This window comes from Mucilaginibacter sp. P4_G9, assembly GCF_056400985.1.
The window spans coordinates 40,623-52,592 of the sequence record NZ_JBFUKF010000001.1 but is presented as its reverse complement, the minus strand read 5'-3'; the positions used below and the strand labels follow the sequence as shown (position 1 = coordinate 52,592).

Here is an 11,970-nt window from a genome sequence, read left to right as displayed (position 1 = left end):
TTAACTATCAACCCATATGGATTTTGAACAAATTATTAAACTGATAAAAAAGCAACTCGAATTAATCGCTATAACGTGCATTTTAATGCCATTGGCGGTTAACGCACAAACGGCCCCGACGCCTGTTGGCCCTGTTCCCAATGCCAGGCAAATTGAATGGTACCATCGCGAAATAATAGCTTTCTTTCATTTCGGGATGAATACGTTTGCCAACGTTAATGAGGGTGATGGCACGGCACCTCCCCAGTTATTTAATCCAACGGCATTAGATTGTAACGAGTGGGCGGGCGTACTTAAAGGCGCCGGAATTACAACAGCTATTTTTGTTGCCAAACATGCCGATGGTTTTTGTAACTGGCCAACTGCGCATACCAATTATTCGGTCAAAAACAGCCCGTGGAAAAATGGTAAAGGCGACGTCGTAAAAGAATTTACAGATGCCTGTAAGACAGCCGGGATAAAAGCAGCCATTTACCTGGGGCCACATGACAGGCACGACTCCAGGTACGGAACACCCGATTACAGCGATTATTATGCAAGCCAGTTATCGGAGCTATTAAGAAACTACGGCCCCATTTGGGAAATATGGTGGGATGGCGCCGGTGCCGACCAGATTACGACGTCTTTTTACGATCGCTGGGCCGATACCGTGCGTAAATTACAGCCCAATTGTGTTGTTTTTGGAACAAAGAACTCGTATAAGTATGCCGACTGCCGCTGGATGGGCAATGAATCGGGGTTATCAGGGGATCCGTGCTGGTCAACCATCAACCCTGTTTCTATCCGGGAAGAGGCCGCCCACATCACACAATTAAACCATGGCGAAGTTGACGGTACCGCATATGTGCCGGCCGAGGTTGATGTATCTATCCGCCCAAGCTGGTTTTATCACCAGGAGGAAGATGCGCATGTTAAAAGCGTAGCCGCTTTGTGGGATCTTTATTTCAGTTCCGTAGGCCATAATAGTGTGTTGTTATTAAATTTTCCACCGGATAAACGGGGGCTGGTTTCTTCTATTGATTCTGTAAGAGCCGCTGGTTTACATGGCCTGATCAATGGCACGTTTAAAAAAAATCTTGCTGCCGGTGCTGTCATCACATCGCTTCATCCCCGGGGCGGAAAATATAAACCGGTTAATATGGTAGATAACAGCGACAGTACCTACTATGCAACGAGCGACAATGCAGCTACGGATACCATAACTTTTAACCTTGGCAAAAAGAAAACATTTGATGTATTGATGTTGCAGGAGGTTATTGAACTGGGCCATCGCACAACCGGTTGGTCTGTAGATTATTCATCTAATGGAAAAGATTGGACTCCTATTCCCGAGGCAACCGGCAAGCAGACTATCGGTTATAAATGGCTAATCAAATTTAAACCGTTAACAGCATCAAGAATTAGACTACGGGTTACATCGGGTAAAGCCTGTTTAGCTATTCATACTTTTGGTGTTTATAAGCAGCCGCCATTACTATAAAGGTCTGATCAGAGGGAATATTCAATAGTAATTCGTTCGCTCAACTTATTGTTGGATAGGTGATTGTTCTATCGATTATACACGAAAATTCCGATCTTTTTCAAAGGCTTCCTCTGCAATCATGCACAGGCAGAAAGTGCTATTCTAAATGGATTTTGGTGCTGAGTAGATCTGATCCCAACTTATAGTAGAAATTATAATAGATGATGATGAAAATGATAAAGATTTAGTACCGGAAATTTAAAGAGTATTTGAAACAAATGCCCAAAAGGGGTTAGAACACCTGGAAAACAATCCAAATAACTGATTAACAGAGTGTTACTTTGGTATGGGAAAAGCCGGACAGGAAAAACATTATAGACAAAAAACAAGTAAGCCACTAAAAATCAATTTGTTAGTGGCTTAAGCTTGTTGTAGTAGCCAAAAAGGGAAATTCTTAGAACACTTATTTGAGTTTTTGGAGACTGTTGAGCCAATATTACATGACCCGGCCCAATGATATTAAAATGATTAATCTATTGCATTTTCGGGTGAGTTTTGATACACGCGACTTCTGGTAAATAAATTTTTCAAATGAACCTGAATTAGTATAAATAAAGCTCATGGAAAATTTGTTTTTATAAATATTTTCCATTTACTTTGTTGGAAAATATTATCCACAAAATATTTTCCAACCAATTATAGTATGAAAACCGAAATTCTTGAAGTTTCACTTCGGCAATTCCTGCAATCCGGAATCCGGGATACCTCCATTCAAAAGATTGTGGATGGTCTTGGTATTTCTACTAAAACATTTTATAAATATTTTAAAAACAAAGAAGAACTTTTAGCTGATGCCCTGGAGCTGTTTTTTAGCCAGCAGTATCAGGATTTCAGGAAATTAAACGTAGCTCAAAACGCCGCAGCGCGCTTCTTTGATATCTGGTTAACATCTATTGACGTTTCATACCGGGTTAACAAGATTTTTTTCCATGACCTGTATTACTATTATCCGGATTTAGCAGCTAAGAGCAATGCGACTAACAGCGGAAGGTTTACGCCGGAGTTTTTAAATGTTATTAATCGCGGCATTGAGGAGCGGCTTTTCAGAAAGGATATTATCCCAGAAGTAGTGCTTGAAAGCATTTTTGTTTTGTATACCGCTGTTGTGCGTGCCGAGCATTTTAAAGAATTTAATTTATCGCCTTACAACCTGCTGCTGAACACCATTGTTTTGGCTATAAGAGGTATTTGCACCAGCGAGGGAATCATTGCGCTCGATGAGCAGATTAGCATCAGAAGTTTGCAGGCGGCAAATAAAGAAGCGTAAAAAAAAATATTCACTTTAAATGAACAATATGGATAAATAAGCACCCACTCAAAAAAAAGAACCGGTAATGCGGCAAACATTACCGGTAATATTTTTAATCAACCAAATAACCGATTATTTTATTAATTAAAATTCCAAAATTATGAAAAAAACGCTTACTCACAAGAGTGTTTGGTGTACACTTTCAAAAAAGATACTTATACAGGCACTATTGCTGTTATTTTGCTGTAGCGCGGTATTAGCTCAGCAACAAGTGAAAGGTACAGTTGCCGACGAAARAGGCACCCCACTTCCAGGTGTAACCATCCACGTAAAAGATGATAAAAGCAGCACCACAACAGACGCTAAAGGAAACTTTAGCATTTCCGTCCCGTCATCATCCTCGGTATTAGTATTTTCGATGGTAGGCTTTAAAACGGCCGAGCAAACGGCTAAAGCCGGTTCCATGACGATAACGCTTACAGATAATGTAAGTGAGCTACAGCAGGTTATTGTGACCGGTGTATTTGATTCAAGAAAACGGCTGGATGCCTCTATAGCAATCTCTACAATCAGTGCGCAGCAAATAAAGATGCAAACACCGCAAAGCGCGGCTGATTTGCTGAAAAACGTTCCGGGCGTTTACGTCAATTCATCTGCCGGCGAAATCCGAAACCAGGTTGCCGTAAGGGGGACACCTACCTCAAACGATGTTTCAATCGGCTATTTTTATGTTTCGATGCAGGAAGATGGCTTGCCCGTTACCAATTTTACGGGTGCTAATTATGGGCCCGATTATTTTTTGCGTGCAGATGCTACCACTGCGAGGGTGGAAGCCGTTCGTGGTGGGTCAGCTTCAATTACCGGCTCTGACGCCCCTGGAGGGCTTTTTAACTACACATCTAAAACGGGCGGTAGTAAGTTCGCGGGCGAAGCTATAGTTAAGTATGGCCTGGAAGGGAAATCTAATCCTTATTACCGTGCTGATTTGAATATCGGCGGCCCTTTAAATAAAAAGGGTGACCTAACCTACGACGTGGGGGGCTTTTATCGCTACAGCGATGGGGCCAGGTATGCGGGCTACCCACTAAATAAAGGCGGACAGGTAAAATTCAATGTTGTTAAAAAGTTTGGCACCGGCCATATAAAGCTATATGGCAAGTTTCTGAACGATAAGAATGGTTATTTCGATTTTCTTCCTTTTACAAATTATTCTAATCCGCGACCGGCTGCAAACTTTTCCAATAATGCCACATTTGCCGGTCCGTCAAGCCAAACACTCGATTTTCGGTTTACCAATAATAGCAATGTAAACCAGTTTAGGCCGTCTGACCTCATTCATAACCTGGATAGGGCAGTTGGACTCGAATATCTGCAAAACTTAGGCAACAATTGGACGATCACAAATAACATTAAGTACAGTAGCAAGGAAGCGAAATGGAACGCGCCGTTACCTTTGGGCATCCTCTCGGCCGATGGTGTTCTCTTTTATGGGTTACAGGGTTTGGCCGGACAATTTGGAACATATAATTTTACAGACCTGACTACAGGGCAGAAAATGCTCACCGTTGTCCAATCGCCGAACATCTCGCCTACAGGGCAGTTTTTGGGCATCAATTTCAACAAAACCTATAATCAGCTTCCTAACGGGCAGGTACAACCGGCCCCGGTTTTGTTTGAATTAGCCAATGCGCTCCACAACAAGGTTAAGGAGGTAATGGAACAATTTAGCGTTCGCAAAACGGTTGGGAAAACAACTTTTAACGCGGGTGTTTATATAGGCCATTCTAATATCAGCTTTGTAAAAGGCTATGCCGGGCAGTCGTTTACAACCCTTGAAGACAGGCCTCATCCTTTAGGTATAATCTACACCAATTTTGCCGGAGTAGTTAAACAGATTACCGATGCAAACGGGTTTACCGCCTACGGCACGGGATATGGCAATAGTAACATTTCCAACAACAGGTTCGACGCCTTCTTTGGCCAATCATCCCCGTTATCAGACCGCCTTACGCTTGATTATGGCTTTAGGTATAACTATAATCAATTTACCKGATCATCCAACAACGCTGTAATTGATCCCAACGCTACGGCAGCCGGCGGTTATGATAAAAATGCGCTAACCTATTATGATAACAACGTTTACGTAAGCAATACGCCCTTTCACATTAACAAAACGGTGCGAAGCTTATCTTATTCGGCAGCATTGAATTATAAATTTTCTGAAGAGCAGGCAATTTATATCCGTTATTCCGCAGGCCGCAAAGCGCCCGATCTCCAATCGGTGACAGCGGTGAGTTCCCAGGCGCAGGCAGATGCCGTATCATTTGTGCCAATTCATACGGTGCAGGCCGAGCTTGGTTATAAGGTTCAGAAAGGCGGCTTTACCGGATATTTTACGCCATTTTACAGTGACATTTCTAATAAGCCAAGTTTCGACTATACGCAGGATGTACAGGTTAATACGTATTACTACACAAAGACTTTATTCAGTGAGCAACGTACCATTGGGGTAGAAATGGAAAGTGTTTTYAACATAGGGAGTCATATCAACGTTCGCGGCGCTGTTACGCTGCAACATGCCACCTCGGTGGTAGAAAGGCATTGGAATTTGGGTAAACCTGGCCCCGCCGATGATCAAGTAGCAGAAACTCGTGGCGGAAAGGTAGGCCTTACACCTGCCGTACTGACAAGTATCGCCCCGTCCTACAGGTTAAACAGGTTCACGACTTCTCTTGGATGGAGGTACGTCGGCAGCTCGCCTGCTAATGCCGCCAATGCATTTGACATTCCCGGATACAGTACCTTCAACTACCAGGCCGGTTACCAGGTTTCGCCCAGGGTGTATATTAATTTTAATATCAATAATGTGTTTAATTCTATAGGTGTTACAGGCTGGTATCCTCCGGGAGGATTCCCCAACAATTTAACGTCTGAAGCTTTAACAAAAGCGCAGGTTGCCGCAAACCCTAATGCAGTTTACGGTGCAAGGCCAACTCAGCCCAGATCATACTTTTTAAGTCTTTCCTACAATTTCAACTAAATATAAATTAAGATAACGGGTATATGAAAGTAAAAGGAAAGGTAGTGGTTGTTACGGGTGGTGGCAGCGGTATTGGCCGGGAACTCGTGTTAAATTTATTATCAAAAAGAGCAAAGGTTATAGCTGTTGATATTAACTGGCCGGCTTTGCAGGAAACGTTAAAGCTTAGCCAGGTATCTGGTTCCGACTTAAGCCTTTTCGCGGTTGATATCACCGATAGTAAAGCAGTTGATGAACTGGTTGTACATGCTGTTGCACAATATGGCCACGTAGATGCCATTATCAATAATGCCGGGATAATTCAACCATTTGTTGATTTAAAAGACCTGGAATACAGCACGATTAAAAAGGTAATCGATGTAAACCTATATGGTACACTATTTATCACCAAGGCATTTTTACCGCATTTACTGAGCAGGCCACAGGGGCACATTGTCAATATTTCCAGCATGGGCGGATTTTTGCCTGTCCCCGGCCAAACCATCTATGGCGCAACCAAGGCAGCGGTTAAGTTGCTTACCGAAGGCTTGCACTCCGAACTTCAAAATACCAATGTACGTGTCACGGTAGTTTTCCCGGGAGCGGTAGCTACAAATATCACGGCAAATTCGGGCGTTACCATGAAAATGGCGCAAAGCAGCAATAAAGTGCCCGCGCAATCAAAAATCCTAACGCCTGCGAAAGCGGCGGAGATAATTGTTAAGGCGATGGAAAACGACGAATATCAGGTATATGTGGGGCCTGATGCTAAGTTTTTAGGACTCTTTAACAGAATTAGCCCAAAAACAGCGGCCTCTTTCATTAGCAAGCAAATGAAAAAATATGGAGTTACCAGTCAGTAACCAAATACATTAACATAAGGCCGCGTACACGGACAATACACTTTACTTGAGGTACAGTAGCTACAACGCTGTCATTTATAAACATTAAAAACTATTAAAATAACCATTATGAAAAAATTAAACAGACTGCTACCGGTTGTAGTAATTTTAGCATTCGTTATAGCCTTTAAGGGCAATGCACAAGAGAAAGATGAAAAAAACTATGCCATTATACCAAAGCTTCCACCTGCTCCAAAGGCCGAACCATTTGTGGTCACTACCATACCACTTCCGGCAGATGTAAGTGATGCTGTTTTGATAAACTATCTTCCGGACGCCAAACATTTGATCATGGAAATTCATATGGCCGGAAAGAAAAAGTCGGACCTGGCGGTGATGCTGGATGATGGGAGCGGTTTCAAATGCCTCACCTGCGACTTAAAAGAAGAGATCGGGGGCGAAATGCCGGTACCTCTTCCGGATGGAAAACGGGTTTACACACCTACCGGCATCCTGGAATGTACACCATCGGTAGTAGATTGCAAAGAAGCTAAAATTCTGCCGTTGGAATATCCGGCCATCCCTGGTTCACGTATTCTGATGCGGATAGCTTCTAACATGTCGCCGGATGGAATTCATGTTGCAGGCACGCTTATTACTACAAAAGGCATGCTTGTACTGGTAAATGAGCTGACCAGGATCGCGGACGAAAAAGGCGAACGTTACCAACTTGCCAAATCCAAAGTAATAGTAGGCGATCAGGCGGACGCCAATCCGTTCAGGCCCTTGCTACATGGCGGTGGCGAAGTAAAAAGTTTTGCCGATATGGGCCGCTCCCTGGTATGCAGTTCGTTATTTGAAGCCAATAACTTCGATTTGGCTAAAATAGATCTTACAACAGGCGAGGTAACCAGGCTTACCAAACATTTTAGTTACGAGGAAGGTACCTATCCCTCGCCGGATGGCAAATGGGTAATATTTCAAACACACAGGCAAACAACACGAATGGATGCCTTTGGATTAATTCCCCGCCCGCTTATTGCCGGTTTGCCCCAGGTTCCGGCAGTGGCCGAGTTGCGAAATGCGGCATTTGAAGGGTTTGATCCAGCCAGGCGTTTCTATGGCCTTAGTATGGTGGACCAATATGGCGACCGGGCCAGGCTGCCGGAGGATGGTTACACTGGTCAGGATATAACTATTRCTAAAGACAACTTTACAGTATATAATCATTTTGGAAACCTGACCTGGGACCCTACCAGTACACATGGCGTATTCTGGGAGCAAAAAGATCCTAAACAAGAAAAACCTGGGGAACAAAAAGGCCGCCTGAGGATAATCAGGTTTACATCCCGGAAGCCATCCACACCGCTGGCACCGTTCAGCCCGGAAATGAAATGGGCAACCGATTTGAAAGATATGAAGTGGCCCGATACCACCATACCTGAGCAAGGTACAATTAAGGGCTATGTTTCGGGCTATGCAGAAATAAGCACCGTAAGACCTGAGGCAGGTGCAACCGGGGAACCGCGACGCGTTATTAAATATTTCAATTTTTCGGATGACGGTGTAAATATTTTAAACGGAAGTGAATCGTCTACTACCGGATCGTACGGACGTGATATTTCCTGGGATGCGGATATCCAGGTTTCAGGAAAGAAGAAGGGCTTTCTGAAGGCACAAGATGTCAAATTCCGCGTTACCAAAAGGTCATCAGGTACAATACAGGCAGAGCTGGGAAAACATAAAATTTTGGTTGATCTGGCCCAGGGACTACCTACAGGGGCGCCGGGAATACTCCGTTAAGAGCTTTTCCTTTATAGTTTAGGATGGGTACCTGGCGGATTGAAATGTATAAAAATCTTGAATATTTAACTGGTTGTTTTGGCCGGCATAAAGACGAACATGGGTCGCTAAATAAATTAATAAATGACTTTTAACATTCGGAACCTTGCTGTTAAGCTTTGTATCGGCATAACATTTTCAATACCTGCGACAGCCATTGCGCAGAACAAGAAAGTAACTGATGGTAGTTTTTATAAAGGCTTCGTAAACCCGGGCAACGCAGCCCGCCCGCGGGTTTGGTGGCACTGGATGAACGGGAACATTACCAAAGATGGCATTCGTAAAGATTTGTTGTGGATGAAACGCAGCGGAATTGGCGGCTTTCAGAATTTTGATGCCGGTTTAATTACGCCGCAAATTGTTGATAAACGCCTGTTCTACATGACACCGGAATGGAAAGATGCATTCCGGTTAGCCTCCAAACTGGCCGATTCTTTAAAGCTGGAGATGGCCATTGCCGGTTCGCCGGGCTGGAGTGAAAGTGGCGGCCCCTGGGTACCTGCCAAAAACGGGATGAAAAAATTGGTTTGGAGTGAAGTGCGTGTAAAAGGTGGGCAACCTTTTACCGGCACTTTGCCCAGGCCGCCCGCTACCACAGGAGATTTCCAAAATTCGGCCATCCCAAAGGAAACCTCTGTTATCCGTTTAAAAACAGCTGCCCCGCCCGAACATTATGAGGATGTAGCAGTGGTAGCTTACCGCTTGCCTCCCGCTGATATTTCATTGAATGATCTGGCCCCAAAAATAACTTCCAGCGGCGGGAGTTTTACTTTGAAGCAGCTTACAGACGGGGACCTGGAAACAACCGGTTTATTACCTTCCGATCCGGAAACGGGATATTCGTGGATTCAATATGAATTTGCACAACCGCAAACCATCAAAGCAGTTTCTGTGGCGGGAGGAGGGACCCGGTCGCCTTTTGGGGTGCCGGGGATATCGGAAGAACGCCGTTTGGAAGTAAGCGATGATGGAATTAATTTCCATACGGTAGCGTTCATCCCACTTAGTGTCATTCTGCAGCAAACCATTACTATCCCGTCAACTACTGCCAAATATTTTCGTTTAAAATTTGAAAATCCCAAAGCCCATCCTAATCTTATTGCTATGATGACCGGTGGTGAAACGGCTTCTAAACCTCCTGCCGGAAATGATATTGCAGAACTGGTACTATACCCTGCAGCACGTATCAATCACTTTGAAGAAAAGGCTGGCTTTGTTGCTGCCATTGATTTGTTGAAACATCCAACACCAAACACCCCTGATGTAATTGCACAAGCCGATGTGGTTAATTTAACGGAGAAAATGGATACAAATGGCTCACTCAACTGGACGCCTCCTTCAAACGGAGGCGAATGGAAGATTGTAAGATTTGGCTATTCGTTAACCGGGAAGCAAAATCATCCTGCATCGTCCGAGGCAACCGGTTTGGAGGTAGATAAGATGGACGCACAGGCGGTAAAAGATTATTTTACAACCTATTTAAACCAGTATAAAAATGCAACCGGCCGCCTGATGGGAACCAAAGGATTGCAATATATGATTACCGATAGCTACGAAGCTGGCCAGGAAACATGGACGCCCCGGATGATAGAAGAATTTCAAAAGCGGCGTGGTTATAGTCTATTGCCCTGGATGCCCGTACTTACCGGCCAGGTTATTAAAAGTGCAGAAGCCAGTGAGCAATTTCTCTGGGATTGGCGTAAGACCATTTCAGAACTGATAACTGAAAACCATTATAACCAGCTTACCAATATTCTTGCGGCCTACGGCATGAAACGCTACTCTGAGTCGCATGAGAACGGTCGGTTGTTCGTAGTTGATGGCATGGACGTAAAACGGACAGCCGCTATTCCGATGTCGGCTATGTGGACGCCCGGACTTGGCGGTTCTCCCCCCAATATGGCCAGGGCAGATATTCTTGAATCTGCTTCGGTAGCACATATATACGGCCAAAACCTGGTGGCTGCCGAATCGTTTACCGCTATTGGTTTTGGGGCTAACGGGGCATGGTCATATTCGCCGGAAAAATTGAAACCTACTGCCGACCTGGAGTTGGCCAATGGCGTAAATCGATTTGTGATCCATACTTCTGTTCATCAGCCGGTTGATGATAAGGTTCCAGGCCTTGGATTAAGCGTATTCGGCCAGTGGTTTAACCGGCATGATACCTGGGCAAACCAGGCAAAAGTATGGACCGATTACCTGGCCCGTAGTTCCTACATGTTGCAACAGGGAAAGTTTGTGGCCGATATTGTATACTATTACGGCGAAGACAATAATATTACCGGGCTGTTTGGAGCCAAATTACCAGATATCCCACAAGGCTATAGTTATGATTTTATCAATCCTCATGCACTCATCAATCTTCTCTCCGTGGAAGGAGGCAAATTGGTGACACCTTCCGGGATGAATTACAGGATGTTAGTGATAGACAGTAATGCCCGGAAGATGTCCTTACCCGTTCTTCGCAAAATAGCTCAGCTGGCAAAGGCCGGGGCTGTCATAAGTGGTGTAAAACCCCAAATGACCGCAAGTTTAGAAGATGATCCGTTGGAATTTCAACGCCTGGTAAATGAAGTGTGGAATTCTGGCAGAGCTAATGTGCATAATGGCAAAACAGTTGCCGAAGTACTTTCCTCTTTGAACATATCTCCCGATTTTGAATACAGCAAGCTGCAAAGTAATACGCAGTTATTATATGTACATCGCAAAGTGGCAGGCGGTGATATTTATTGGGTAAATAACCGTAACGACCAAAACGAAACGGTTGAGGCAACATTCCGTGTTGTTGGCAAGGAGCCGCAGATCTGGCATCCGGAGACAGGAAAAACAGAACCTGTTTCCTATAAAATAGAAAATGGCCATACGTCTGTTTCCTTGAACCTGACACCAAATAATGGATTGTTTGTAGTGTTCCTATCACCTGCCAAAAAGAGTATGGTTACCCTTCCTGCAAAGGCAGAGCAAAAAGTGATAAAAGTCGAAGGCCTCTGGAATGTTACTTTTCAATCTGATCGTGGTGCACCGCCACAAGTTACATTTGAGAAGTTGATATCTTATACAAAGCATTCCCACCCTGGCATTAAATACTTCTCCGGTACAGCTACCTACACAAAATCGATTAACATCCCAGCAGGCACGTTTGTAAAGGGTGCGCAGATCCGTTTAGATTTAGGTGATGTAAAGAACCTGGCGGAAGTTACTGTGAACAGAAAACCATTAGGTACCGTTTGGAAAAAACCTTTTAGCATAGATGTAACCAGTGACTTGAAGTCAGGAAAGAATACGTTGGAAATAAAAGTTACCAATTTATGGGTGAACCGGCTGATTGGTGATCAACAGGCTGATGTAAAGCAAAAAATAACCTACACTACCATACCATTTTATAACGCCAATTCAAAATTGCTGCCATCCGGTTTACTGGGGCCTGTAAAATTGGTATTGGTGAAGTAACAGAAAAGACAAGAAGAATAAATTTAATTCATACAGCAGCATC

General features: G+C 44.0%; 6 protein-coding genes. All 6 read left to right on the top strand.

The genetic code is table 11. From position 1 onward, the window contains the following. Positions 1–16 precede the first annotated feature (16 nt). The 6 genes from AC1DPZ_RS00205 (at position 17) to AC1DPZ_RS00180 (ending at position 11,927) form a co-directional block, all read left to right on the top strand. A complete protein-coding gene (locus AC1DPZ_RS00205) occupies positions 17–1,480 on the top strand; it encodes an alpha-L-fucosidase (RefSeq protein ID WP_477400398.1) in 1,464 nt (487 codons plus the stop codon). Between the two features lie 685 nt (positions 1,481–2,165). Next, complete coding sequence (locus tag AC1DPZ_RS00200) at positions 2,166–2,789, top strand: TetR/AcrR family transcriptional regulator (protein WP_477400396.1); 624 nt, start codon at positions 2,166–2,168, stop codon at positions 2,787–2,789. A 142-nt stretch (positions 2,790–2,931) separates the two neighbouring features. After that, entirely contained in the window at positions 2,932–5,811 is a 2,880-nt protein-coding gene (locus tag AC1DPZ_RS00195) for a TonB-dependent receptor (RefSeq protein WP_477400395.1), read from the top strand. Between the two features lie 23 nt (positions 5,812–5,834). Further along, the gene (locus AC1DPZ_RS00190) at positions 5,835–6,653 is read left to right on the top strand and encodes an SDR family NAD(P)-dependent oxidoreductase (RefSeq protein WP_477400393.1); all 819 of its coding nucleotides are present in this window, start codon (positions 5,835–5,837) and stop codon (positions 6,651–6,653) included. A 108-nt stretch (positions 6,654–6,761) separates the two neighbouring features. Next, complete coding sequence (locus tag AC1DPZ_RS00185; protein WP_477400392.1) at positions 6,762–8,435, top strand: TolB family protein; 1,674 nt, start codon at positions 6,762–6,764, stop codon at positions 8,433–8,435. 123 nt (positions 8,436–8,558) lie between these two features. Then, on the top strand, positions 8,559–11,927 hold the full coding sequence (locus tag AC1DPZ_RS00180; RefSeq protein ID WP_477400391.1) for a glycosyl hydrolase: 3,369 nt from the start codon (positions 8,559–8,561) through the stop codon (positions 11,925–11,927). The last annotated feature ends 43 nt before the right edge of the window (positions 11,928–11,970 follow it).